The organism is Dietzia sp. IBK-p2-16D (genome assembly GCF_057773085.1).
Map to the genome: position 1 here is coordinate 151,942 of NZ_JBYMTL010000006.1, position 25,468 is coordinate 177,409.

A 25,468-nucleotide genomic window follows, 5' to 3' on the forward strand; every position below is an offset into this window, starting at 1 on the left:
GCCCGCGAGCCTCGTGGACGCGCGGCGCCGCTGGCCCTACCGTGTGTGCAGACGGCGGAAAAGGCCTCTGACCAGCAAGTTTAACCCTCAACTAGAGGGTGAGACTTTAGGTTCGCGGAACTTTCGTCGAGACAGCATGCAACCGAGCACGACACCCCCATAGGAAGGCCGGGCCTCGATGAGCTCACCGCACAACTACCTCGCAGTCATCAAGGTCGTCGGGATCGGCGGCGGCGGCGTCAACGCCGTCAACCGGATGATCGACGAGGGCCTGAAGGGCGTCGAGTTCATCGCCGTGAACACCGACGCGCAGGCCCTCCTCATGTCGGACGCCGACGTCAAGCTCGACGTGGGTCGCGAGCTCACCCGCGGGCTGGGCGCCGGCGCGGACCCGGAGGTCGGTCGCAAGGCCGCCGAGGACCACAAGGACGAGATCGAGGAGGTCCTCAAGGGGGCCGACATGGTCTTCGTCACCGCCGGCGAGGGTGGCGGCACCGGCACCGGCGGCGCGCCCGTCGTGGCCGCGATCGCCCGCAAGCTCGGTGCCCTGACCGTCGGCGTGGTCACCCGCCCCTTCTCGTTCGAGGGCAAGCGCCGCGGAGGACAGGCCGACACCGGCATCGACCAGCTGCGCGAGGCCTGCGACACGCTCATCGTGATCCCCAACGACCGCCTGCTCCAGCTCGGCGACGCGGGCGTGTCGATGATGGAGGCGTTCAAGACCGCCGACGAGGTCCTCCTCAACGGTGTCCAGGGCATCACCGACCTCATCACCACGCCCGGCGTCATCAACGTCGACTTCGCCGACGTCAAGGGCGTGATGTCGGGTGCGGGCAGCGCTCTCATGGGCATCGGCTCCTCCCGCGGCGAGGGGCGCGCCTTCAAGGCCGCCGAGGCCGCCATCAACTCCCCGCTTCTCGAGACCACGATGGAGGGCGCCAAGGGCGTGCTCATGTCCATCGCCGGCGGCAGCGACCTGGGCCTGTTCGAGATCAACGAGGCCGCGTCGCTCGTCCAGGAGGAGGCGCACCCGGACGCCAACATCATCTTCGGCACCGTCGTGGACGATTCCCTCGGCGACGAGGTCCGCGTGACCGTCATCGCCGCCGGGTTCGACGGCGGGTCGCGCCCGGTCACCGCCGGAGCCGGCCAGCCGCGCCGCGGCCGCCACCACCTCGACGACGACGAGTCGGTCCCCGGCGCCTCCGGCGACACCGGCGGTGCCTCGGAGCTCGGATCGACCCCCCTCGACGGTCGCCGCCGCGAGGAGTCGGCCTACCCGGGTCCCGCCTCCTCGGCCGGCACGTCGTCGTCCTCCGCGGGATCATCCTCCTCCCGCCGCCGGGACGACGATGACGACATCGACGTCCCGCCGTTCATGCGGCACTGACGGCCCGACCCGTGACCGCCGACGGTACGGGGCGCGTCCGCCGGGTGGTCACCGACCGCCGCGGCGGCGCGTCGACCGGAGACTTCGACTCGTTCAACCTCGGTGACCACGTCGGGGACTCCCCGGCGGCGGTCGCCGCCAACAGGGCGCGCCTGGCCCGCCGGCTCGGCCTGCCCGCGGCCAACGTCGTGTGGATGGACCAGGTCCACGGCACCCGGATCGCCCGCGTCACCCGGCCCACGGGCGGGCCGGTCCCGGCCACCGACGGCCTGGTGACCGACCGGCCGGGCCTGGCGCTGGCGGTGCTCACCGCCGACTGCGTGCCGGTCCTGGCCGCGGACTCCGAGGCCGGGGTGATCGGGGCCGTGCACGCGGGCCGGGTCGGCGCGGTCGGCGGGATCGTCCCCGCGCTCATCGGCGCCATGACCTCGCTGGGCGCCCGCGCGGAACGCATCACCGTGCTCCTCGGGCCGGCCGCGGCGGGGGAGCACTACGAGCTGCCCCCGGAGATGGTGGGCGAGGTCGAGGCCGCCCTCCCCGGCAGTCGCGCCCGGACCCTCGCCGGCACCGCCGGGGTGGACCTGCGCAAGGGCCTCACCCGCCAGCTCGCCGGGCTCGGCGTCACCCGCGTCGATTCCGACCCGCGATGCACGATCGCCGAGGACTCCCTGTTCTCCTATCGTCGACAGGGACGGACCGGGCGCCAGGCCAGCGTGATCTGGCGGCAGGGGTAACGGGACCGCAGGAGGCCGCCGGGCGGACCCGCCGGCCCGGAAAGGAAGAGGGGGACATGACCGATCCCAGGGCCGAGGAACTCGCCACCCGACTGGCCGAGACCCGGCAGCGTCTGGACGCGGCCCGGGCGGCCGCGGGACGGACCGACGAGGTCGACCTCGTCGTCGTCACCAAATACCACCCGGTCACCGACGTCCTCCGGCTCGCCCGCCTCGGGGTGCGCGACGTCGGTGAGAACCGCGTCCAGGAGGCCGCCGCGAAGGTCGCCGACCTGGCCGCCGCCGACGCCGCGCTGGCCACGACCGTGCGCTGGAACATGGTCGGGCACATCCAGTCCAACAAGGCCGCCGCGGTGGCCGGGTGGGCCGACCGGGTGCACTCCGTGGACTCGGTCAAGGTCGCGAACGGCCTCCAGAAGGGCCGGGCCCGCGCGGCCGGCGAGCGCGAGGGCGTCACGCCCCTGCCCGTCCTGCTCCAGCTGAGCCTGGACGGTGACACCTCGCGCGGCGGGGTGACCCGTGAGGATCTGCCCGCCCTCGCCGACCACGTGGCGGGGTTGGACCACCTGCGCCTCGCCGGGCTCATGGTGGTCCCCCCGCTCAAGGGCGACGCGGGCGCCCATTTCGCCGATGCCGCCGCGGTGGCGGAAGCCCTGCGCCGGGAGCATCCTGGGGCGGCGGAGTTCTCCGCCGGGATGTCGGGGGACATCGAGGTGGCGATCGCGGCGGGTTCCACCTGCGTGCGTGTCGGAACGGCCATCCTCGGCCGCCGGCCAGTAGTTTGAGATCCAGCCTCGCGGGGACACCCGCCCGCGAAGAACACACGCCCGCGACGACCCCGTTACCAGGAAGGGCCCGGAAGATGAGCGCAATCGCCCGGTTCAAGGAGTACTTCGGAATGGCGCCCGTCGCGGCGTACGACGACGAGTACCTCGACGACTACGACCGGCCCGTCCACCACGACGTGCGTGCCCCCCGGGGCATCCACGAGACGGACGACCTCGGCCCGGTTGTCCGCGACCGCCGCGACGACTACGGCTACGCCGTGGACCGGTACCCGGAGGAGCCCGCCCCCCGCGGTCGCCTCGCCGATCTGGGCCCGGCCGACGAGCGCCCCGCGGCACCGCGACGCGCCGACGTCGACGAGCCCGCCCCCCGCCCGCGCCGCTACCACGCCGCCGAGGCCGGAGCGCGCGCCACCCTGCGCGGCGTGCCCGCCACCCGCGGCGCCGTCGCGCTCGCGCCCGAGGAGGACTTCGTGGAGGACGGCCTGGTGACCGTGCCCGAGACCGTCGTCGAGCGCCCCCGTGGCTTCGGTGACGGCAAGAGTCTCGGCGAGCACTTCCGCGCCGGTCGCGCCGTCGTCCTGGATCTGTCGACCATGGCCTCCGGCGACGCGCGTCGCATGGTGGACTTCGCGGCCGGCCTCGTGTTCGGCCTCGACGGCCGCATGGAGAAGGTCGCCGACCGCGAGCGCACCTTCCTCCTGCAGCCGGCCGGCATGGACCTCACCGAGGCCGAGGTCCGCGACGCCGTCAACGGCGCCTTCCGGCGCTGACGCCCACCATCTTGACCGGAGCCGACAGCATGCCCGTGACGGCGCGACGCCGCGGGCCAGTAGGGTTGAGCCGTGCGTGAAACCCTGCTGGTCCTCTACATCATCACCCAGGTCTTCTGGTACATGCTCCTCGCCAGGATCGTGGTCGAGATGATCGCGTCGTTCTCCCGCGGGTGGACCCCGCGCGGCATCCTCGCCGTGGTGCTGGAGTGGCTGTTCACCGTCACGGACCCGCCGGTCAAGGCGCTCCGCAAGGTGATCAAGCCCGTGCGTCTGGGGCAGATCTCCCTGGACCTGTCCGTGCTGGTGCTGTTCGTCATCATCATCGTCATCCAGGTGATCCTGCGCGGGCTGATGATGAGCGTGGCGTGAGGCCGAGCCGCGGCCGCTGGTGACGCGCGGGCCGATTGTGACTAGATTGGCCACCGTTAAGGTAGTAATGAAGTCGTGGGTCCGGTGCGAAATCGCCGGGCCGGCACCCGAGACGACCACGAGGGGTATCCCATGCCGTTGACACCAGCCGATGTGCACAACGTCGCGTTCTCCAAGCCGCCGATCGGCAAGCGGGGCTACAACGAGGACGAGGTCGACCAGTTCCTCGACCTGGTCGAGACGGAGCTCGCGGAACTCGTCTCGGACAACGAGGACCTGCGCCAGCGGGTGGAGGAGCTGACCCGCGACCTCGAGAAGGCGCGCAAGGCCGCCGACGAGGCCGGCAAGTCCTCCGGTGGCTCCGGTGCCGCGCAGCAGCCGGCCGCCGCGGCGCCCGCGCCCACCCCGGCTCCGGCCCCGGCGCCCACCACCCCGGCGCCTGCCACCCCGACTCCCGCCGCGGCGACCCCGTCGCTGGGCCGCAGCGAGGACGACGGCGCCGCCAACAACGAGACCCACCTGCGCGCCGCCCGCGTCCTGGCCATGGCCCAGGAGATGGCGGACCGGCTCACCGGAGAGGCCAAGAAGGAGTCCGACGGACTCATGGCCAAGGCCCGCAGCGAGTCCGACCGCCTGGTGGGCGACGCCCGGACCCAGTCCGAGAAGCTGGTCGGTGACGCCAAGTCGCAGTCCGACAAGATGGTCGGCGACGCCCGCAAGGAGGCCGACAAGCTCCTCGCCGAGGCCAAGAGCAAGTCCGACGGGATCGTCAAGGACGCCCAGGCCCGCTCCGAGCAGCAGGTCAGGGAGGCGCAGGCCAAGGCCGACGCCCTGCAGGCCGACGCCGAGCGCAAGCACACCGAGATCATGGCCACGATCAACCAGCAGCGTGGCGTTCTCGAGAGCCGGATCGACCAGCTGCGCACGTTCGAGAAGGACTACCGCAGCCGTCTCACCAGCTACCTGGAGAACCAGCTGTCCGAGCTGGGCAAGACCGGATCGGCGGCCCCGGCCGCCTCGTCCGCGTCCACCTCGTCCGCCGGCGGCGACGTCCCGGGTGCCCCCGGTTCGTCGGACCAGGCGGCCAAGAAGGACGGCGGCCACCGCGCCGAGTGATCTACACCGTGTGATCTACACCGTGTGATCTACACCGTGTGATCTACACCGTGTGACACGAACGGTCCCCGCCCCTGCCCGAGGGTGCGGGGACCGACGTATATTCGGGGGAGGACGGGGTCGCCGCCGACGGTGCGCGTTCCCGACCCGCACCGCACAGCACCACGATTCGCACAGCACCACGATTCAGCACCACGGATTCGCACGCACCAGGAGGCACGGATGCTCGTCGCCGCTCTCGGACTGACGATCCTCGGCTTCGGCTTCCTCGTGGCGGCCGTCGCGACCGGTCAGATCGGGTGGGCGTGGGCGTGCATCGTCGTCGGAGCACTGGGGCTCGTTCTGCTGGTGGTCGACCTGGTCCGGGGTCGAGCGGACCGCGGCCACGAGCCGCCGGTGACCGCGGAAGAGGCGGACGCCCGCACCGACGGGTAATATCGGGTCCTGTCCGGCCGCGAGCCGGATGCGCTGTGATCCGGCCATCACCGGGGAGCGCTCGGAAGAACGGCGGGAGCCCGCGTATCGGGCCCGCTCAGTAGAACCGAACGGGGGAGCCCGTCACAGCCCGACCCACGAGTGGGCGTCGCACGTCGTCGCCAAACGGGGTGGTACCGCGGACGGAACGCGCCAGTCGCGTTCCGGATCGTCCCCGAGCGCAGGCCTGACGGCCCCACGGATGCGAACTCGTGCGGGCCCCGTACGCGAGGAGTCCGCCCAGATGAGCACCGAACCCGTAGCGACCGAGCGCGCCGACGGCGAGCCCGCTGCCACCGGCAGCGCGTACCCCGTGCTCGACCTCGCCGGGGGCACCACGTCCCAGACGCCGTCGTTCCCCGCCCTCGAGGAGACGGTCCTCCAGCGCTGGGACGAGCGCGACACGTTCCGCCGGTCCATCCGCAACCGCGCAGACGCGCAGGAGTACGTCTTCTACGACGGGCCCCCGTTCGCCAACGGCCTGCCCCACTACGGCCACCTGCTCACCGGGTACGTCAAGGACGTCGTCCCGCGCTACCGCACGATGCGTGGCTACAAGGTGGAGCGCCGCTTCGGCTGGGACTGCCACGGACTGCCCGCCGAGCTCGAGGCCGAGAAGCAGCTCGGCATCACCGAGAAGTCCCAGATCCTCGACATGGGTCTGGCCGAGTTCAACAACGCCTGCGAGAAGTCGGTTCTGCAGTACACCGACGAGTGGGAGAAGTACGTCCACCGTCAGGCCCGTTGGGTGGACTTCGAGAACGACTACAAGACGCTCGACATCGACTTCACCGAGTCCGTGTTGTGGGCCTTCAAGCGGTTGTACGACAAGGGCCTGATCTACAAGGGCTTCCGCGTGCTGCCGTACTCCTGGTACGAGCAGACCCCGCTGTCCAACCAGGAGACCCGCCTGGACGACGCCTACAAGATGCGTCAGGACCCGGCCGTCACCGTGGGGCTCCCGCTGGAGGCCCCGCAGGACAGCCCGTTCCACGGCGCCGAGGCGCTGGTGTGGACCACCACGCCCTGGACCCTCCCGTCCAACCTCGCCGCCGCCGTGCATCCCGAGATCGACTACTCGGTGGTCCGGGTCAACTCCGGAGAGCTCGCCGGCCGACTGTTCGTCCTGGCCGAGGCTCGCCGCGGCGTGTACGCCGCCGAGTTCGGCGACGACGCGGAGGTCGTGACCACCGTCAAGGGCTCCGAGCTGGTGGGACTGCGCTACACCCCGCCGTTCGACTTCTTCGCCGGGCACGCCGGCGCCCACGTGGTGCTCTCGGCCGACTACGTCACCACCGAGTCGGGTACCGGCGTCGTGCACCTCGCACCCGCCTTCGGTGAGGAGGACAAGGACGCCTGCGACGCCGCCGGGATCGAGCTGGTCATCCCCGTGGGCCCGGACGGCAAGTTCACCTCCGAGGTCCCGCCGTACGCCGGCCAGCTCGTCTTTGACGCCAACGCGCCGATCTCCCGCGACCTGCGGGCCGACGGCCGGCTGATTCGCCACGAGACCATCGAGCACTCCTACCCGCACTCGTGGCGTTCCGGGCAGCCGCTCATCTACATGGCGTTGCCGGCGTGGTTCGTCAAGGTCACCGCGTTCCGGGACCGCATGGTCGAGCTCAACCGCGAGCACATCACCTGGATGCCGGAGCACGTCCGCGACGGGCAGTTCGGCAAGTGGCTCGAGGGCGCCCGGGACTGGAACATCAACCGCAACCGCTACTGGGGGGCGCCGATCCCGGTGTGGGAGTCCGACGACCCCGCCTACCCGCGAGTGGACGTCTACGGGTCCCTCGACGAGCTGGAGGCCGACTTCGGCGTCCGGCCCACCGACCTGCACCGCCCGTACATCGACGAGTTGACCCGACCCAACCCCGACGACCCGACCGGCAAGTCCACGATGCGCCGCATCCCGGACGTGTTCGACTGCTGGTTCGAGTCCGGCTCGATGCCGTTCGCCCAGGTCCACTACCCCTTCGAGAACAAGGAGTGGTTCGAGACCCACAACCCGGGCGACTTCATCGTCGAGTACAACGGCCAGACCCGCGGCTGGTTCTACACGCTGCACGTGCTGGCGACCGCGCTGTTCGACCGCCCGGCGTTCACGCACGTCGCCGCCCACGGGATCGTCCTGGGCAACGACGGCCTCAAGATGAGCAAGTCCAAGGGCAACTACCCGGACGTCAACGAGGTCTTCTCCCGCGACGGCTCGGACGCCATGCGCTGGTTCCTCATGAGCTCGCCGATCCTGCGGGGCGGCAACCTCGTGGTGACCGAGCAGGGCATCCGCGAGGGCGTCCGCCAGGCCATGCTGCCGCTGTGGAACACCTACAGCTTCTTCCAGCTGTACGCCTCCCGGCGGGCCACCTGGCGCACGGACTCGGAGCACGTGCTGGACCGCTACATCCTGTCCCGCCTGGCCTCGACCCGCGACGCCATGACCGACGCACTGGACGCCACCGACATCGCCGCGGCCTGCGACGAGCTGCGCCTGTTCGCGGACGCCCTGACCAACTGGTACGTCCGCCGGTCGCGCTCGCGCTTCTGGGCCGGCGAGGACAGTGGCCAGGATTCCCGCGACGCCTTCGACACCCTCTACACGGTGCTCGAGACCACCATGCGCCTCGCGGCCCCGCTGCTGCCGCTGATGAGCGAGGTCGTGTGGACCGGCCTCACCGGCGAGGAGTCGGTGCACCTGGTGGACTGGCCGACTGCCGACGAACTGCCGGGGGATGAGGGCCTGGTCGAGGCGATGGAGGCCGTGCGCGACGTGTGCTCGACCGTGTCCTCGATCCGCAAGGCCAAGCACCTGCGCGTGCGCCTGCCGCTCAACTCGCTCACCGTCGCGATGCCCGACGCCGAGCGGCTCCAGCCGTTCACCGGGCTCATCGCCGACGAGGTCAACGTCCGCGAGGTGCGCCTCACCAGTGACGTGGCCGCCCACGGCCGGATGGAGCTGGCGGTCAACGCGCGCGCCGCCGGGCCGCGGCTGGGCAAGCAGGTCCAGGCCTGCATCAAGGCCGCCAAGTCCGGCGACTGGACCGAGACCGACGGTGTCGTGGTCGCCGGCGGCGTGGAGCTTCAGGAGGGCGAGTACGAGCACCGGCTCGTGGCCGCCGATCCCGAGTCCACGGCGGCGCTGCCCGGCGGTGCCGGCCTGGTCGTGCTCGACCTGACGGTCACCGAGGAGCTCGAGGCCGAGGGCTGGGCCAAGGACCGGATCCGGGAGATCCAGGAGGCCCGCCGCGGCGCCGGGTTCGACATCTCCGACCGCATCCGGGTGCGCATGGAGGTACCGGCCGCCCGCCGCGAGTGGGCGGACCGTCACGCGCAGCTCATCGCCGGGGAGGTGCTGGCCACCGATTTCGCGGTGGTCGACGCGCTGGACCCCGCTGACGGGACCCCGGTCGAACTCGCCGAGGGCGTCCGGATGACGCTGGCTCGGGTCTGACCGGCGGCTCGTCATGAGTGGCGGGCAGGACCGGTGGGTCCTGCACGTGGACATGGACGCGTTCTTCGCGTCTTGTGAGCAGTTGACCCGGCCGACCCTGCGGGGTCGGCCGGTGCTCGTCGGCGGGCAGGGTGGCCGCGGCGTGGTGGCGGGCTGTTCGTACGAGGCACGGGCCTTCGGGGCGCGGTCGGCGATGCCGTCGCACCAGGCCCGCCGGCTCGTGGGCCCCTCGGCGGTGTTCGTCTCCCCGCGGATGCCGGTCTACCGGGCACTGAGCCGCCGGGTGTTCGAGGTGTTCGCCGAGCACGCGCCGGTCGTGGAGCAGATCTCCGTGGACGAGGCGTTCCTCGAGCCGCCCGAACTGCGCGGTGCGGATGTCGAGCGGACGCGGCGGTGGGCCCACGAGCTGCGGGCCGCGATCCGCGAGGCCACCGGGCTACCCGCCTCGGTGGGGGCGGGCGCGGGGAAGCAGTACGCCAAGATCGCGTCGGAGTTGGCCAAGCCCGACGGGGTGGCGGTGGTGCCGCGTCGCGATCACGCCGAGGTGCTGTATCCGCTGCCCGTCCGGAGCCTGTGGGGTGTGGGCCCGGTGGCGGGGGAGCGGTTGTCCCAGTTCGGTGTGGCCACGATCGGGGACCTCGCGGAGATGGACGACGACGACGTGGCCCACGCGCTCGGCAGGTCCGTGGGCCCGGCGATCGCCCGGATCGCCCGCGGGTACGACGACCGTCCGGTCCACGAGCGCGCCGAGGCCAAGCAGATCAGTGCGGAGAGCACGTTCGCCGCCGATCTCACCACTCCGGGCCAGGTCACGGCAGCGGTGCGCCGGGCGGCGGAGGCCGCGCACCGCCGACTCCTGTCCGACGGCCGCGCGGCGCGCACGGTGACGGTCAAGGTCAAGCGGTCGGATTTCACCTCGATCACCCGCTCGTACACCCTGCCGCAGGGCACCACGTCACTGGAGACGATCGTCGCGGTCGCCCGATCGCTGGCACCGGACCCGGTGGAGTTCGGGGCGATTCGGTTGCTGGGCGTGGGGGTGTCGGGCCTCACCGACTTCTACCAGGACGCGCTCTTCGAGCAGGAGTTCGTCCCCGGGGACCGGACGGGGCCGGGTGACGACGACGAGGACCTGCCCGACATCGTGGGAGTGGGCACCACGGTCACCACCGATGGGTCAGACGTGGCCGACCCCGGGTCGGGGCCAGCGGGCGACGGGGCGTCCGCGGGGCGGGAGGCCGCGGAACTCCCGGCGATCGGGGCGTGGCGGCAGGCCGGGCACCAGCGTTTCGAGACGGGCGCGGACGTGAGACACCCGGAGTTCGGGCACGGCTGGGTGCAGGGGTCGGGCCACGGCCGGGTGTCGGTGCGGTTCGAGACGGCGGCGACGGGTCCGGGCCGGATGCGCACGTTCGCCGAGGACGACCCGGACCTCGAACCCGCGGACCCCCTGGACTCCCTGGGCTGGTAGTTCGCCGACCATCCCCCGGGACGTACGCGCCCGGATCGGTCCATTCCGGCAGCGCACCCGGGCGGTTCGTGCGCAAAGGGGGCGCGCAGGCCGAAGGGGGCGCAGCGCCTAAGGGGTTTGTTGCGCAGGCCGCTCAGCTGTAGAGGTGGTAGCGAGCCCACCGTCGACGCACCTCTGCGGCCGCACCGTCACCGCCGTCGCCACCATCGCCATTGTCACCGCCGGGACCGTTTGCAGCGTCCGCGGTGGACAGGAGCGCCGCGAGCAGGACCCTGGCCTGCCCGGACCGCAGGTACCCGCAGCTCAGCACGCCGCGGGTCGCGAGCTCGGCGCCACCGCCCGGGCCACCGTAGGTCGAGCTCGCCTCGCCCCGTGGCACCCGGGTGGACGCGACCACCACGAGGTCCGGGCGCTCCTCGGCGAGGCGGGCGACCGCGTCGGCGACGAGCGGTGGCAGGTTTCCGGATCCCGAGCCCTCGAGCACCAGTCCGCGCGCGCCGGCCTCGACACAGGCGAGCAGTGCGACCGCGTCCGCGCCGGGCGGGCAGGCGACCACGTCGACCCGGGTGTCGGCGAACCGGGCCCGGGCGGGCAGGGTGGGGCGTTCGAGTTCCGGGGGCAGGTCCTCGACCGGGTGCTCGGGTGAGTTGCGGGCGAAGGCGACGGGGTCGGTCGTGTGCCACTTGCGCACGCCGCGGGCCTGGAGGATCGCCCGGCCCAGCACCACGAGCACCCCCAGGCCGCCGGAGACGGGGTCCGCCGCCAGGAGCACGGCGTCCAGCAGATTGGCGGGCCCGTCGGCCTCGGGGTGGTCGGCGGGGAGCTGCGCCCCGGTGATCGCCACGGGCCGCGGGTCGTCGTGGTGCAGATCGAGCGCGATCGCGGTCTCCTCGAGGGTGTCGGTCCCGTGGGTCACCACGACCCCGGACACCCCGGGATCGGACAACACGTCGGCCACCGCGTCGACGAGCAGGTCCCACTCGGCGGGGCCGAAGGTGGAGGAGTCGGCGTCGAGAACCGTCCGCGCGCTCACCCGGATCTCCTCCGGTAACACCGCGCGGAGGCCGTCGAGCATGGCGTGCGTCGCGGGGTCGGAATCGCCGGCCAGGACCGCCCCCTCGGGCGTCGTCGAGGCGGTGATCGTGCCCCCGGTGGTGCAGATCACGATGTGGGGGGTATCGGTGCTGGTCTCGGCGTTGGTCACCCGGTCCACAGTGCTGGGCCGACGGCCCGTCGTCAACCATCCCGGCCGCCGACGATGGAACAATGGCGCATCAGTGTTCGTTGGGCCGGTGACCCGGCCCGCCAGCCATGACCGGCTCGGTACCGCATGCCCGGTGCCGCACATCTCGACGAAAGGACCCCGTGTGAGCCTTCGACGCACCATCGCCGCCGTCTCCCTGTCCGCCTTCGCCCTGGGCGGCCTCGCCGCCTGTGGAGGCGGGGAGGACGGCGGGCGTGAGACCGCCCCCGCGCCCACCACGAGCGCGCAGGAGACCGCCATCCCCACCGCCGAGGAGCTGACCCAGCTGCTCGCCCGGGCGTCCGACCCGGCGGTCCCGGTCGAGGAGAAGGTCAACCTGGTCGAGGGCGGTGCGGAGGCGCCCGAGATCTTCGACCAGATCGCCGCCCTCAAGGCCGAGCAGGGGGCCGACGTGACGATCACGGGCGCGGCGGAGGGAGACATCCCCGGAACGCTCATCGCCAACGCGGTGATCGCCCAGCCCGGCCAGGAGAACATCAACGTCCAGGCCCAGTTCATCGACCAGGGCGGTCAGTGGCAGCTGCAGAAGGCGTTCGCCTGCGCGCTCATCACCAACGCCGGTCTGGAGCCGCCGGCCACCTGCGCCGGCGTCTGATCGCGGATCGCACCGGACTGCTCGCGAGTCAGTCCACGCTGCGGAACTGCAGCACCGAGTCCTCGTCGTAGGTCGTCCGTCGTCCCGAGTCGGGATCGACGTAGACGGCCCGCGTCGAGGACTCGGTCGTTCCGTCCACGGGTAACGCGGCCCGCAGATCCACCGTGAGCTCGCCCGAGCCGTCGACCTCGTAGGACTCCACATCGAGGGTCACGCCGGGCCCGCCGTCGGGGGCCGGCGCGGCCAGGGTGGCGGCCGGGTCTGGGGCGGTGGTCGTCGACCGGACCGTGGCCACGTCGCCCTCGAGCCCGACCAGTTCGTAGGTGACGACCCGCGTCGGGGCCACCGCGTCGTCGACCTGTCGGGTGACGGTCCAGCGGGCGCCGACGCCGATCGCCTCGGTGGGGAACGCCACCGTCGCGTCCGACACCGCGTTGGCGGTGATCTCCACGCCGGCGCGTGCGGCGTCGGTGGCCGCCGACGGCGCGGCCAGCGACAGCTCCCGGACCACGCCGTCGGCGCTGCGGCTCCAGGTGACGGTGAAACCGGGAGCGGTGGCGAACTGGGCGTTGCGGAGCTCGTCGACGGAGGTGAACTCCCGCGCGGTGACGGTGGCCCGCTGCGCGCCGTCGACGTCGGGCTCCGACCGCCCCTCGACGGTGAGCGTCTGCGCGGGGGTGTCGTCGGAGCGCGGCTCCGCCCCCGGAACCTCGGTCCGCGAGGTGGCGGACCGGGTGACGGCCACGACCGCCGGCTCCCGGGAGGGGGCGTACGCCAGGACCCGCCGCTCGCCCCCACCGGCGTGGATCAGGTCCACGACCGGGGCGGGGCCGGGATCGACGGTCAACTCCGGCTCGAGGCCCTGTCCGTCCTGCGCAGACGACGACCCCGGGCCGTCGGCGGCGGGGCCCGCGGCATCGTCCTCGCCACACGCGGACGCGCCTGCCACCAGCGTCACGGCCAGCGCCGCCGCGACGAGACGTCGACCGCGGCGGGCGGTGCGGGAGGGGCTGGGGGAGACGTTCGATCGCAGATCCACGGCCCCGAGCCTAGAGGGTCGCCCACCCGGCGCAGGCGGGCCCGCGGCGGGATCAGGGATACTGGTGCCCATGACGGAGACCAACGGGACGCCGCCCGACGCACCGGGGCCCACGCCCGGCAGTGCGGCACCCCAGGATGCCTCGCCCGCGAGCACCGCGCCCCACAACCCCGCGCCCCACAACCCTGCGCCCCACAACCCCGCGCCCCACAACCCTCTGCCCCACTACTTCCGGCACGGGCCGGTGGTCATGCTGGTGATCGCCGCGGTGATCATCCTCATCGACCAGGTCGCCAAGGTGCTGGCCGTGGCGAACCTGGAGAACGCGCGGCCCGTGGAACTCGTCGGCGACACGGTCCGTCTGGTCCTGCTCCGCAATCCGGGCGCCGCGTTCTCCATGGGTACCGAGTTCACGGTGGTGCTGAGCATCATCGCCACGGTCGTGGTGGCGGGGCTGATCTGGTTCTCCCGCCGGGTCCACTCACGGTGGTGGGCGTGGGGCCTCGGCCTCATCCTGGGCGGCGCCGCCGGCAACCTCGTGGACCGCTACCTCCGGGCGCCCGGCATCCTGCAGGGCCACGTCGTGGACTACGTGTCCATCGGCTGGTGGCCCGTGTTCAACGTCGCGGACTCCTGCCTGGTCGCCGGGGTGATCGTGGTGGCTGTGGCCGTGTTCCGCAACATCGACGTCGACGGCTCGCGGGTGTCGGGCCACTCCGGCGCCGCGGGCGAGGCCGAGAGAGACCCCGCCGATGGGTGAGGTCCGCACCTTCCCCGTCCCCGACGGGCTCGACGGGATGCGGGTCGACGCCGGGGTCTCCCGGCTCCTGGGCATCTCGCGGACCGCGGTGGCCGACCTCGCCGGCGAGGGCAAGGTCCTGCTCGACGGGCACACCGTGGGCAAGTCCGACAAGCTCACCGGGATGTCCTGGATCGAGGTCGAGATGCCCGCACCGCGGGCCGAGCCGGCCGTGGTGGCCGAGCCGGTCGAGGGGATGGCGGTCCTGTACTCGGATGAGGACATCGTCGTCGTCGACAAACCGGTCGGCGTCGCCGCACACGCCTCGGTCGGCTGGACCGGTCCCACCGTGATCGGCGGCCTGGCCGCCGCCGGGTACCGCATCTCCACCTCCGGCCCGCCGGAGCGCAAGGGGATCGTCCACCGGCTCGACGTGGGCACCTCCGGCCTCATGGTGGTGGCGGCGTCCGAGCGGGCGTACACGCTACTCAAGCGGGCGTTCCGCGACCGCACCGTGGACAAGACCTACCACGCGCTGGTGCAGGGCCACCCCGATCCGATCTCGGGGACCATCGATGCGCCGATCGGCCGACACACGTCCAACGACTGGCGCTTCGCCGTCACCTCCGACGGCAAGCACTCGATCACCCACTACGACACCCTCGAGGCACACCAGGCCGCAACGCTCGTGGAGGTCAAGCTCGAGACCGGCCGCACCCACCAGATCCGCGTGCACTTCTCCGCGCTGCACCACCCGTGCGCCGGCGACCTCACCTATGGCGCCGACCCGGTCCTGGCCAGGCGGCTCGGCCTCGAGCGGCAGTGGCTGCACGCGGTGGGGCTGGGCTTCGAGCACCCGGGGACCGGCTCGCGGGTGGACTTCACCAGTACCTACCCCGACGATCTCCAGCACGCGATCGACGTCCTGCGCTCGGCATGACCCTCGCCGCGCGGGTGCTCAAGGTGGCCGGCGTGGGGGTGGTGATCGTGCTGGCACTGGTCGCGGTCCTCACCGCGCTGCGCACCGAGCTGCCGCGCAGTCCCGGCGTGATGACCGACGCCCTGGGTCCCACCGACGGCGAGCGCGTCGACGACTACCTCGCCCGCGCGGCCGACTCACTGGTCGCCGCGGACGGCGGGGGAGAGGCCGCACGGGGTTCCGGCGGAGATGACGACGACGACGACGCCCCCGCCTCCGACACCGACGCCCACCGCTGGGCCCTCGTGACGGCGGGCTGGGCGTGGACGGTGCCCGAGGCGGCCGGCGTGGTCCGGGAACTGCCGCGCGTCTCGGGGCTGTACGTGCAGGTGCCGGTCGACGGGGTCGCGATGCCCGTCACCGGGGCGACCCTGGCCGAGCCGGTGGCGGGGGAGACCGGACGCGAGTCAGTCTTCCACCGCGGTCTCGAGCAGGTGATCCGGCGCCTCGAGGCGGGGCCGCCGACCGGACCCGGGGTGCCGCAGCCGTCCGACGCCGGACGGGCCGCCGCCACCTCCAACCTGACCGTCGCGCGAATCCGTACCGGTGAGCCGGCGATCATCGGGTTGCTCGCCCGCGGCACCACCGCGCAGTTGCGCGCGGTGGCCGATCAACCCTGGGTCCGCGCGGTCGAGGCCCTGCCGCCGGACGCGGTGTGGGAACGCTTCGCCGTCCGCCCGCTGCAGCCGCAGCAGGTCGACGCGGCCTACCCGCTGCCCGACGACGGCCCCGTCCCGGCCTCCTGAACCGCGCACACCCACCGACGGCGCGTGCTCGTCCTCGGGACGGCACCTGCCGGCGGGCCCCCCACCCCCGAACGGCGCACGCCCCGCGGGCCCGAACCGGGGCGTGGCTAGGGTTGCGCCGGTGAGCAACAGGGGTCCGAGCGGGCGGGTGAGCAACAGCGAGAAGTCGGCCGCCGGCGGGATGGTCGCCGGCATCGCCGCCTACACCCTGTGGGGATTCTTCCCCGCGTTCTTCCCACTGCTCGAGCCCGCCGGCGCCGTCGAGATCGTCGGTCACCGGATCGTGTGGTCGCTCGTCGTGATGGCAGTGGTCCTCACGGTGCTGCGGCGCTGGCGCGACCTGTGGGCCATCGACCGCGTCTCGTGGGCCCGGGTCGCGGGCGCAGCCCTGTTCATCACCGCCAACTGGGGCGTGTACGTCTACGCGGTGAACTCCGAGCGGGTCACCGAAGCCGCCCTCGGGTACACCATCAACCCTCTGGTCTCGGTCCTGCTGGGCGTCCTGCTGTTCCGCGAACGGCTCACCCGCCCACAGTGGCTCGCGGTGGCCCTCGCCGTCGTCGCCGTGGGGGTCCTCACCGCCGGATACGGTCACTTCCCGTACCTCTCGGTCATCCTCGCGCTGAGCTTCGGCATGTACGGGGTGTTCAAGAAGAAGCTGCGCGTGGACCCGGTGATCGGGATGACGGGCGAGGTGCTGGTGATCGCCCCGTTCGCGACGGTCCTGCTGCTGTGGCTGGGGGCGACCGGCGCGGGCACGTTCAGCACCGAGGGCGTGGGGCACTCCGCCCTGCTGGCGACGTCGGGCCTGGTCACGGTGGTCCCGCTGCTGCTGTTCGCCGTGGCCGCGCAGCGCATCCCGCTGGCCACCGTGGGGATGCTGCAGTACATCGTCCCGGTGCTGCAGATGGCCTGGGGACTGCTCGTCGTGGGCGAGCGGCTCGACGCCGTGCAATGGGTCGGGTTCGCGCTCATCTGGGCCGCGGTGATCGCGTTCACGCTGGCCGGTAGGCAACCACGCTCCCGTCGAACTGGCGTTTCTGGTCCTGTCGGAGAACCGACCTAGACTGTCTCGGACAAGCCGTAGGAGGAATGCTGCGTGGGCGACCAGTTCGTGCATCTGCACAATCACACCGAGTTCTCGATGCTCGACGGGATGGCGCAGATCGACCCGCTGTTCGCGGAGGCGTCCAGGCTCGGGATGCCGGCGGTCGGGATGACCGACCACGGCAACATGTACGGCTCCTCGGACTTCTACAAGCAGGCCAAGAAGTCCGGCATCAAGCCGATCATCGGGATCGAGGCGTACGTCGCCCCCGAGTCGCGCTTCAACAAGAAGCGCGTGCTGTGGGGCGAGAAGCACCAGAAGAGCGACGACGTCGCCGGCTCGGGCGCGTACACCCACATGACGATGGTCGCCGAGAACGCCACCGGCCTGCGCAACCTCTTCCTGCTGTCCTCGCTGGCCTCCTACGAGGGACAGCTGGGCAAGTGGGCGCGCATGGACGCCGAGATCCTCGCCGAGCACTCCGAGGGGATCATCGCGACCTCCGGGTGCCCCTCCGGTGAGATCCAGACGCGGCTGCGCCTGGGCCACACGAAGGAGGCCTACGAGGCCGCGGAGAAGTGGCAGTCGATCTTCGGCAAGGACAACTTCTTCCTCGAGCTGATGGACCACGGGATCGACATCGAGCGGCGCGTCCGCGAGGACCTGCTCAAGCTCGGCAGGGACCTGGGGATGCCGCCGCTGGTGACCAACGACTGCCACTACGTCACCCGCGAGCAGGCCCACTACCACGAGGCCATGCTGTGCGTGCAGACCGGAAAGACCCTCGCCGACGAGAACCGCTTCAAGTTCGACGGTGACGGTTACTACCTCAAGTCCGCCGACGAGATGCGCGCCCAGTGGGACACCGAGGTCCCCGGCGGGTGCGACAACACCCTGTGGATCGCCGAGCGCGTCCAGCCGTACGACGACATCTGGGCGCCCAAGGACCGGATGCCCAAGTTCCCCGTGCCCGAGGGCGAGACCGAGGACACCTGGCTGGCCCGGGAGGTCCACAAGGGCCTCGAGTGGCGGTTCCCGGACGGCGTCCCGCAGGAGTATCTCGATCGCGCAGCGTTCGAGCTCGAGGTCATCAAGGGCAAGGGCTACCCCGGCTACTTCCTCGTGGTCGGTGACCTCATCGAGCACGCCCGTTCCATCGGGATCAAGGTCGGCCCCGGCCGAGGCTCCGCCGCCGGCGCCCTGGTCGCGTACGCGCTGAAGATCACCAACATCGACCCGATCGAGCACGGGCTGCTGTTCGAGAGGTTCCTCAACCCCGAGCGCCCGTCCGCGCCGGATATCGATATCGACTTCGACGACCGCCGCCGCGGCGAGATGATCCGCTACGCGTCCGACAAGTGGGGCGCCGACAAGATCGCCCAGGTCATCACGTTCGGCACCATCAAGACCAAGGCCGCGATCAAGGACGCCGCGCGCGTGAACTTCGGCCAGCCCGGATACGCGATCGCCGACCGGATCACCAAGGCGCTGCCGCCGGCGATCATGGCCAAGGACATCCCGCTATCCGGCATCACCGACCCCAAGCACGAGCGCTTCGGTGAGGCCGCCGAGGTCCGTCAGCTCATCGAGACCGATCCCGACGTCAAGCGGATCTACGACACGGCCCGCGGGCTCGAGGGCATGGTCCGCCAGGCCGGCGTGCACGCGTGCGCGGTGATCATGTCCTCCGAGCCCCTGCTCGACGTGATCCCCATGTGGAAGCGCGCCCAGGACGGCGCCCTCATCACCGGCTGGGACTACCCGTCGTGTGAGGACATCGGCCTGCTCAAGATGGACTTCCTGGGCCTGCGCAACCTCACGGTGATCGGCGACTGCCTGGAGAACATCAAGCTCAACCGCGGCGAGGAGATCGACCTCGACACCCTGAGCACCGAGGACCAGGCGACGTACGACCTGCTGGCCCGCGGCGACACCCTGGGCGTGTTCCAGCTCGACTCCGGTGGCATGCGCGAGCTGCTCAAGCGGATGAAGCCCACCGGCTTCAACGACATCGTGGCCGCCCTCGCCCTGTACCGCCCCGGCCCCATGGGCATGGGGACGCACTGGAACTACGCCGACCGCAAGAACGGCAAGCAGGATCTGGTGCCCATCCACCCCGAGCTCGAGGAGCCGCTGCGGGAGATCCTCGGTGAGACCCACGGTCTGATCGTGTACCAGGAGCAGATCATGGCGATCTCCCGCGAGCTCGCGGGATACACGGCCGGCGAGGCCGACGGTTTCCGTAAGGCCATGGGCAAGAAGAAGGCCGAGGTGCTGGCCGCCGAGTACGAGAAGTTCTCCGGCGGAATGTTCGAGCGGGGCTTCTCCAAGGACGCCGTCGACGCGCTGTGGGGCACCATCGAGCCCTTCGCCTCGTACGCGTTCAACAAGTCCCACGCCGCCGGCTACGGCCTGGTGTCCTTCTGGACCGGTTATCTCAAGGCCAACTACCCGGCCGAGTACATGGCGGCGCTGCTCACCTCCGTCGGTGACGACAAGGACAAGGCCGCCCTGTACCTGTCCAACTGCCGCCAGATGGGCATCAAGGTCCTGCCGCCCTCGGTGAACGAGTCGCTGACCAACTTCCTCTCGGTGGGCACGGACATCCGCTTCGGGCTCGGCGCCGTGCGCAACGTCGGCGCCCAGGTGGTGGACTCGATCGTCGCGGCCCGCGAGGCCAAGGGCGAGTTCAGCGACTTCTCGGACTACCTGGCAAAGATCGACCAGACCGCCTGCACCAAGAAGGTCACCGAGTCCCTCGTCAAGGCCGGCGCCTTCGACTCGCTCGGCCACCCGCGCAAGGGCCTGTTCCTGGTCCACGCCGACGCCGTGGAATCGGTGATGTCCACCAAGAAGGCCGAGGCGGTGGGGCAGTTCGACCTGTTCGGCGGGGGAGACACCGACGACTCCGGCGCGGGGTCGTTCAATGACGTCTTCGCCGTGCGGGTCCCCGACGAGGAATGGGATATCAAACAGAAGCTCGCGCTGGAACGCGAGATGCTGGGTCTGTACGTGTCCGGTCATCCCCTCGACGGGCTCGAGGCCGCACTGGAGGCCAAGACCGACACCACCATCGCCACCATCCACGAGGGCGAGCTCTCCCACGGCACCGCCGTGACGATCGGCGGGATCATCTCGGGCGTCGACCGGCGGGTGAACAAGAACGGCGAGCCGTGGGCGATCGTCACCATCGAGGACTTCAACGGTAGCGTCGAGGTGCTGTTCTTCCCCAAGACCTACCGACTCGCGGCAATGGACATCGCCGAGGACGCGGTGGTCCTGGTAAAGGCGCGCATCAACATCCGTGAGGACCGCGTCTCGGTGTTCGGAGACACCCTCGAGGTGCCGGATCTGGTCGTCGGCGGGAACGGGGCGCCGCTGGCGCTCACGCTGCCGACGAGGATGTGCACCATCGAGACCGTCACCGCCCTCAAGCAGGTTCTGGGGCGACACCCGGGCCCGTCGGACGTGCACCTGCGATTGGTCAACGGCAGTTCCTCGACCGTCCTGCGGCTCGACGACCACCTGCGGGTCGAGACATCGTCTTCACTGATGGGGGATCTCAAGGCGCTGCTCGGCCCCGGCTGCCTCACGGGCTGACCGGGTTGGCGGTGATCGTGGGCGCGGTGGGACACTGGTGGCTGTGACCGTCACCGATTCCACCACGACCCAGGTCGTCACCCCCGACGACATCGACGAAGCCGCCCGCCGGATCGGTGACGTGGTCCGGTGCACCGACCTCCAGATCAGTGAGCGGCTGAGTGAGCAGACCGGCGCGCACATCCTGCTCAAGCGCGAGGACCAGCAGGACGTCCGCTCGTACAAGATCCGCGGCGCCTACAACCTCATGGCGCAGCTGAACAGTGACGAGCGCAGCGCCGGCGTCGTGACGGCCAGTGCCGGGAACCACGCCCAGGGCGTGGCGTTCGCCTGCCGGGTGCTGGGCATCAACGGGCGGATCTACGTACCGACCAACACGCCCAAACAGAAGCGGGACCGGATCCTCGCCCACGGACGCAGCTGGGTGGAGCTCGTGGTGACGGGGACGAACTTCGACGCCGCCCAGACCGCGGCCCGGGCCGACGCGGAGCGCACCGGGGCGACGATGGTCCCGCCGTTCGACCACCCCGACACGATGGCGGGGCAGGGCACCATCGCCGCCGAGATCCTCGCCCAGCTCGACGAGACGCCCGACGCCGTGGTGGTCCCCGTCGGCGGCGGCGGCCTGGTCGGTGGCGTGGCGACCTATCTCGCCGAGTACGCGCCCGACTGCAAGATCATCGCGGTCGAGCCCACCGGGGCCCCGTCGCTGACCAAGGCGCTCGAGGCGGGGGAGCCGATCACCCTCGACACCGTCGACACCTTCGTCGACGGGGCGTCGGTCGCCCGACTCGGCGAGTTCCCCTTCGGCATCATCTCGTCGATGTCCGAGCGGATCCAGGTCCTCACCGTGGACGAGGGTGCTGTCTGCACCGAGATGTTGGAGCTGTACCAGAACGAGGGCATCATCTCCGAGCCCGCCGGCGCGCTGTCGGTGACGGCTCTGCATCAGCTCGAGATCGACGAGGGCGCCACCGTCGTCTGCCTGGTCTCGGGCGGCAACAATGACGTCTCGCGCTACAGCGAGATCATCGAGCGCTCCCTGGTCCACAAGGGGCTCAAGCACTACTTCCTGGTCAAGTTCCCCCAGGAGCCCGGCCAGCTCCGTCGGTTCCTCGACGAGGTCCTGGGCCCCGAGGACGACATCACGCAGTTCGAGTACCTCAAGCGCAACAACCGTGAATACGGCGCCGCGCTCGTGGGCATCGAGCTCGGCTCGGCCACCGGCCTGCACTCGCTGCTGGAGCGGATGGACGCCTCCCGGATCGACTGCGAGCGCCTCGAGCCCGGCACCGCCGCGTACGAGTATCTGACCTGACGGGCGGGCTGCGCCGCCGTACCGACGGCTCCCTCCGTTCCGACCGCTGACACAACAGAACCCCTGCCGGACGATCTCTCGTCCTGCAGGGGTTCTGGCCTGGTGTCAGCTAGACGGTGTCAGACGTGCGTCTTGATCAGGGGATCACGGGGCCGGCGGGTTGAAGGCGCCGAGCGCGGTGGAGCCGGACTGGATCAAGTCGCCGACCGAACCGGCCGGCACGTTTCCGACCATTCCGAGCAGGTCGGAAGACATGCCCGCGGAACCGGTGTTGGCGTCCTCGAGACCGTCGGGGTCGATGTTGCCGGCGATCTGGCCCAGTGAGCCCGCCGAACCGGTGGACGACCCTGCTTCGAGTGTCTCGGCCACACCCTGCTGGGAGTCCGACTCGGCGGAACCCGACACCGAACCGACCGAGCCGGTGAGCGAGCCGGTTTCACCAACGGAGCCGTCGAAGAACCCGTCCAGGTTGGTCCAGTTTCCGACGAGGCCCGACAACGAACCGAGGCTGCCGAAGGACGGTGCGTCGACCTGGACGGGCCCGGTCGGCTGGGCGCCGGCGGTGGCCGCGGTGCCGAACACTGCGAGTGCACCGAACGCGCCGACGGCGACGGCGGAACGCAGGGTCGAACGAAGCGAGGCGGATGCCATGAAGAGTCCCCTTAAGGATGTTGGAAGGTCTCGTTCCCCTGATGGCCGAGACTGTGATGCGCCTTACAAACTGGACGCTTGCTAAGCGTTACATATGCGGAGTGTGATTGCAAACACATTTCTGAAAAGTGTCCAGCAGCAGCGCTTCTCGATAAGGCAAACCCCTATGAGCAGCGCGGATAAGTCCGGCGCCTCTCCGTCTCCGGGGCGTTGAGCGCGGTCCGTGACACCCCTCGGGTCAAGCGTGAGGATTTAATCACTGCTCTCGTGATGATCTCGTAACCACACGTGGCCGCCCGCATGGTCGCCGAGAACCATGTCCCGGCGATCATGTGAGCGACTGAGTGGTCCCGCCCCGGTGCTAGCGGTTGCCCGTCGAACCGATCGGCAGAGTTCCCTCGTTGGTTGGCGACGGAGGCCCGTTCTCGTACCCGGCGAACGCGAAGGCGTCGTCCCCGGACGTGCATACGAGGTAGACACCGGCGTCGAGCTTGTTCATGTCCCGCACCCCGTTGCTCGGCGGTCCGAGGTTGATGGTTCTTGTCAGGGGGGCGGCGCCGCTGTTGAGGGAGAAGTTGGCGGTCGTGCCGGTCTGACCCTTCATTGTCGCTTTGTAATGCTGACTGGAGATCCAGTCGCGAGCGGCGTAGGAGTCGCCGAGGAACGGCGCGATGCTTCCGGTCGGGAGAAAACCGAGAATGGGCGCCCATCCGATATCAACCGTGAGGTCGCCATCGCCCGCCCCGACGTTGCCGGTGCTGCCGAAACTGTCCTTGGGGTCGGGTTTGTAGGGAAAGTTCGCGTAGTACTGGACAGCGGCCTGGGCGACCCTCGCAGTCGTCGCCGTCGCGCCGATCCCGGAGTCGTTGGCAGGTCCATTACATGTGAGATTGCGGCCGGAATTGTTCGTCATCACGAATCGCACGCTCGCGGAATCCGGCTGGGTTACGGCGATGTCGACCCCGGGCAGCCAGGTGATGACGGTTTTCCCGGCAGCAAGGTCTCCGGGGATCACGTTCTGGGCCAGGGCTGTTGTCGGTGCCGCGACGGCGGCGATGGCCATGGCTGCCGCGGCGATGAGCGAGGCGCGTCGTGCCAGTGTCATAGGTTCTCTCCGTCGGGATCTTCGGTCAGATGGTGGGCGCGGAGCCGGTCTCGTAGCCGGCGAACACGTAGTGGCGTTCCGGGCTGCCGCTGGTGGTGCGGCAGTAGAACATCGCGCCTGCGTCGAAGTCGGTCCGGATTCCGGAGGCCGGAGTTCCGAGGGCTGCGGTCCAGTTGACGGTTGCATTACCGCCCACGTTGAACGCCGTCGCGTTGCTGACCTTGGGGTCTCCCGTGTGACCGTTGATCCGCGCGTCGGTCTGGGCGGCGTAGATGCCCATGTATTCGGAGCGAGTGTCGCCCACCGGCTTGTTGAAGCTCCCGGTCGGGAAGAAATCCAGGAGGCTTCCGAAGGCGAGGGGGTCGAGGGTGATGGGCGCCTCCACGTCCAACTCGACGCCCCCGACCGGAACGAACACGTTCTTGGAGTAGTACTTCATCGACCTCGCCACGATCATGGCTTCGGTGACTTGCCCCGGGTACTCGTTGCTACGGACGCCGGGCGTGGCGCACCGGAAGGTGGTTCCGGTGGTGTTCTGAATGGTGCCCGTGACCTGTGTGGCGGCCGCTCCCGCGGGATTGACACGGACGAGAAGGCGGTCACTGTTGGTGATCACCACCGTTCCGGTGTCTATTGCTCCGGGAATCTGGGCGCTTGCGGCGCCCGACGAGCTCAAGCCCACGACGATGGCGGCCATGCCGGCGAGGGCACGACGGGAAGGTGTCTTCAATGGTCTCTCCTGGTACGGCACGAGGGGCAAGTTCGGGGTCAGCTGCCGAAGCGGCCGGTCTCGGAGGACGAGATGCTCCCCAGCGGAATGCTCGGGGTGTCCTCTCCGTGGTAGCCGGAGTAGATGTAGTCCTGCCCACCGCGCTGGCAGCCGAATACAGCGGCCGGTCGGAAGTTCGCAGGACGAGGCCCGGCGGCGGGATCGTTCAGTTGGGCGGTGAGGGTGATTCCGCTCCGTGCCGGAATGGACACGGAACTGACCGTGGCGACGAGCCCGTTTACGCGCGCCTCGGTGTACAGCTCGCCCAGGCGGCCGGCCGCCCCGAACTCCGGGCGAAGCCCCCCGGTCATGCTGCCCGGGACCAGATCGGTGACGCTCCCGAGACCCGCAGCCATGTTCATATTGATGAGCGTCCCGCTGCCCACGTAGATGGGCAGGCTGGGGTCGAAAGCGTGGAGGTACTTGGCGTAGTAGTCGACCGTGCGGCTGACGATTTCAGAGGTCGTGACGGTTCCGGCCCGGGTCATGGTGCCTGACCTGTCGCCGCGGATTCCGGAGCACGTCACAGCGGAGTCCGAATTGTTCTGCAGACTTACCCCGACGGTGCCGGCCGCGAGGTTGGGGGCGTCGACGGCGACCTGAATGGTCGTGTCGTCCACGATCACCACGCTCTTGCCCGGAGTCACCCCGGGCAGCTGTGCCGACGCCACCGCGCCCGTCCCGGATGCGCTGAGGACGGCAACTGCCGCTGCGAGATGGCCGAGGTTCCGCCAAGTGGGCATCCGTCTAACTCCTGGGGTGTGAGGTCGCGCAATCTCGTCGCCGCGATCGGCGATCGGCGAGGTTCACTGAAGTATGAATCTGTGTGACCCAAAATACAACATCCTTCTCTAATCTCTTGTTAAGGAGATCTGTGCAGGTGAGCCGAAGATCTCCGCGCAGGTACCTTCAATCTAAGCTTCGACTGCTAGTGTGACGAGCGTCTCACGGTCCGTTAGGTAGCGGCCCCGTGTCTGCAAATTCCAGTTACGAATTTATAAAGGAGCCTGCGAATGGGCCTGTGGCGTAAGTCCCTAGCGTTGGTG

Annotated in this window: 22 protein-coding genes; 16 read left to right on the forward strand and 6 right to left on the reverse strand. The window is 70.3% G+C overall.

The window, feature by feature from the left end; translation table 11 throughout:
- The first annotated feature begins 178 nt into the window (after positions 1-178).
- The 9 genes from ftsZ (at position 179) to AC3DE3_RS13640 (ending at position 10,569) form a co-directional block, all read left to right on the forward strand.
- Entirely contained in the window at positions 179-1,390 is a 1,212-nt protein-coding gene (gene ftsZ / locus AC3DE3_RS13600) for a cell division protein FtsZ (RefSeq protein WP_260487123.1), read from the forward strand.
- Between the two features lie 11 nt (positions 1,391-1,401).
- Entirely contained in the window at positions 1,402-2,124 is a 723-nt protein-coding gene (gene pgeF / locus AC3DE3_RS13605) for a peptidoglycan editing factor PgeF (RefSeq protein WP_488370336.1), read from the forward strand.
- Between the two features lie 56 nt (positions 2,125-2,180).
- A complete protein-coding gene (locus tag AC3DE3_RS13610; protein ID WP_488370337.1) occupies positions 2,181-2,909 on the forward strand; it encodes a YggS family pyridoxal phosphate-dependent enzyme in 729 nt (242 codons plus the stop codon).
- Between the two features lie 77 nt (positions 2,910-2,986).
- On the forward strand, positions 2,987-3,682 hold the full coding sequence (locus tag AC3DE3_RS13615) for a cell division protein SepF (RefSeq protein WP_260487126.1): 696 nt from the start codon (positions 2,987-2,989) through the stop codon (positions 3,680-3,682).
- A 72-nt stretch (positions 3,683-3,754) separates the two neighbouring features.
- On the forward strand, positions 3,755-4,054 hold the full coding sequence (locus AC3DE3_RS13620) for a YggT family protein (RefSeq protein ID WP_260487127.1): 300 nt from the start codon (positions 3,755-3,757) through the stop codon (positions 4,052-4,054).
- Positions 4,055-4,186: 132 nt separating this feature from the next.
- Positions 4,187-5,170 (forward strand): DivIVA domain-containing protein, encoded by a 984-nt coding sequence (locus AC3DE3_RS13625; RefSeq protein WP_488370338.1) that lies wholly within the window; start codon positions 4,187-4,189, stop codon positions 5,168-5,170.
- Positions 5,171-5,392: 222 nt separating this feature from the next.
- Positions 5,393-5,605: a hypothetical protein gene (locus AC3DE3_RS13630; RefSeq protein WP_260487129.1), complete on the forward strand. Its 213-nt coding sequence runs from the start codon at positions 5,393-5,395 to the stop codon at positions 5,603-5,605.
- 283 nt (positions 5,606-5,888) lie between these two features.
- Positions 5,889-9,098: an isoleucine--tRNA ligase gene (gene ileS / locus AC3DE3_RS13635; protein ID WP_488370339.1), complete on the forward strand. Its 3,210-nt coding sequence runs from the start codon at positions 5,889-5,891 to the stop codon at positions 9,096-9,098.
- Between the two features lie 13 nt (positions 9,099-9,111).
- Positions 9,112-10,569 carry a DNA polymerase IV gene (locus tag AC3DE3_RS13640; RefSeq protein ID WP_488370340.1) on the forward strand — a complete coding sequence of 486 codons (1,458 nt, stop codon included), beginning with the start codon at positions 9,112-9,114 and terminating at the stop codon, positions 10,567-10,569.
- Between the two features lie 133 nt (positions 10,570-10,702).
- Here the strand turns inward: AC3DE3_RS13640 and AC3DE3_RS13645 are convergent, their stop codons facing one another.
- On the reverse strand, positions 10,703-11,773 hold the full coding sequence (locus tag AC3DE3_RS13645; protein WP_488370341.1) for an asparaginase: 1,071 nt from the start codon (positions 11,771-11,773) through the stop codon (positions 10,703-10,705).
- 163 nt (positions 11,774-11,936) lie between these two features.
- On the opposite strand from AC3DE3_RS13645, the gene AC3DE3_RS13650 reads away from it, so the two are divergent.
- Positions 11,937-12,428, forward strand: coding sequence for a WKL family lipoprotein (locus AC3DE3_RS13650; protein ID WP_260487133.1), 492 nt, complete (start codon positions 11,937-11,939; stop codon positions 12,426-12,428).
- A 28-nt stretch (positions 12,429-12,456) separates the two neighbouring features.
- On the opposite strand, the gene AC3DE3_RS13655 is transcribed toward AC3DE3_RS13650, so the two are convergent.
- Positions 12,457-13,467 (reverse strand): hypothetical protein, encoded by a 1,011-nt coding sequence (locus AC3DE3_RS13655; protein ID WP_488370342.1) that lies wholly within the window; start codon positions 13,465-13,467, stop codon positions 12,457-12,459.
- Positions 13,468-13,537: 70 nt separating this feature from the next.
- Here AC3DE3_RS13655 and lspA point away from each other — a divergent pair, with 70 nt between their 5' ends.
- The 6 genes from lspA to ilvA all read left to right on the forward strand — a co-directional run bounded on the left by lspA (position 13,538) and on the right by ilvA (position 21,897).
- The gene (gene lspA / locus AC3DE3_RS13660) at positions 13,538-14,227 is read left to right on the forward strand and encodes a signal peptidase II (protein WP_488370344.1); all 690 of its coding nucleotides are present in this window, start codon (positions 13,538-13,540) and stop codon (positions 14,225-14,227) included.
- Positions 14,220-15,146 (forward strand): RluA family pseudouridine synthase, encoded by a 927-nt coding sequence (locus AC3DE3_RS13665; protein WP_260487136.1) that lies wholly within the window; start codon positions 14,220-14,222, stop codon positions 15,144-15,146. The genes lspA and AC3DE3_RS13665 overlap by 8 nt, the downstream gene beginning before the upstream one ends.
- Positions 15,143-15,931, forward strand: a complete 789-nt coding sequence (locus AC3DE3_RS13670; protein WP_488370345.1) for a hypothetical protein — start codon at positions 15,143-15,145, stop codon at positions 15,929-15,931. The genes AC3DE3_RS13665 and AC3DE3_RS13670 overlap by 4 nt, the downstream gene beginning before the upstream one ends.
- 181 nt (positions 15,932-16,112) lie before the next feature.
- Complete coding sequence (rarD, locus tag AC3DE3_RS13675) at positions 16,113-16,997, forward strand: EamA family transporter RarD (protein ID WP_260489290.1); 885 nt, start codon at positions 16,113-16,115, stop codon at positions 16,995-16,997.
- 33 nt (positions 16,998-17,030) lie between these two features.
- Positions 17,031-20,579 carry a DNA polymerase III subunit alpha gene (gene dnaE / locus AC3DE3_RS13680; protein ID WP_488370346.1) on the forward strand — a complete coding sequence of 1,183 codons (3,549 nt, stop codon included), beginning with the start codon at positions 17,031-17,033 and terminating at the stop codon, positions 20,577-20,579.
- 43 nt (positions 20,580-20,622) lie between these two features.
- Positions 20,623-21,897, forward strand: a complete 1,275-nt coding sequence (gene ilvA, locus AC3DE3_RS13685) for a threonine ammonia-lyase IlvA (protein WP_488370347.1) — start codon at positions 20,623-20,625, stop codon at positions 21,895-21,897.
- Between the two features lie 144 nt (positions 21,898-22,041).
- On the opposite strand, the gene AC3DE3_RS13690 is transcribed toward ilvA, so the two are convergent.
- From AC3DE3_RS13690 to AC3DE3_RS13705, 4 genes are all read right to left on the reverse strand, one after another.
- The gene (locus AC3DE3_RS13690) at positions 22,042-22,548 is read right to left on the reverse strand and encodes a hypothetical protein (RefSeq protein WP_488370348.1); all 507 of its coding nucleotides are present in this window, start codon (positions 22,546-22,548) and stop codon (positions 22,042-22,044) included.
- Between the two features lie 361 nt (positions 22,549-22,909).
- A complete protein-coding gene (locus AC3DE3_RS13695; RefSeq protein WP_488370349.1) occupies positions 22,910-23,653 on the reverse strand; it encodes a hypothetical protein in 744 nt (247 codons plus the stop codon).
- Positions 23,654-23,678: 25 nt separating this feature from the next.
- The gene (locus AC3DE3_RS13700) at positions 23,679-24,350 is read right to left on the reverse strand and encodes a hypothetical protein (protein WP_488370350.1); all 672 of its coding nucleotides are present in this window, start codon (positions 24,348-24,350) and stop codon (positions 23,679-23,681) included.
- Positions 24,351-24,421: 71 nt separating this feature from the next.
- Positions 24,422-25,165, reverse strand: a complete 744-nt coding sequence (locus tag AC3DE3_RS13705; RefSeq protein WP_488370351.1) for a hypothetical protein — start codon at positions 25,163-25,165, stop codon at positions 24,422-24,424.
- Between the last annotated feature and the right edge of the window lie 303 nt (positions 25,166-25,468).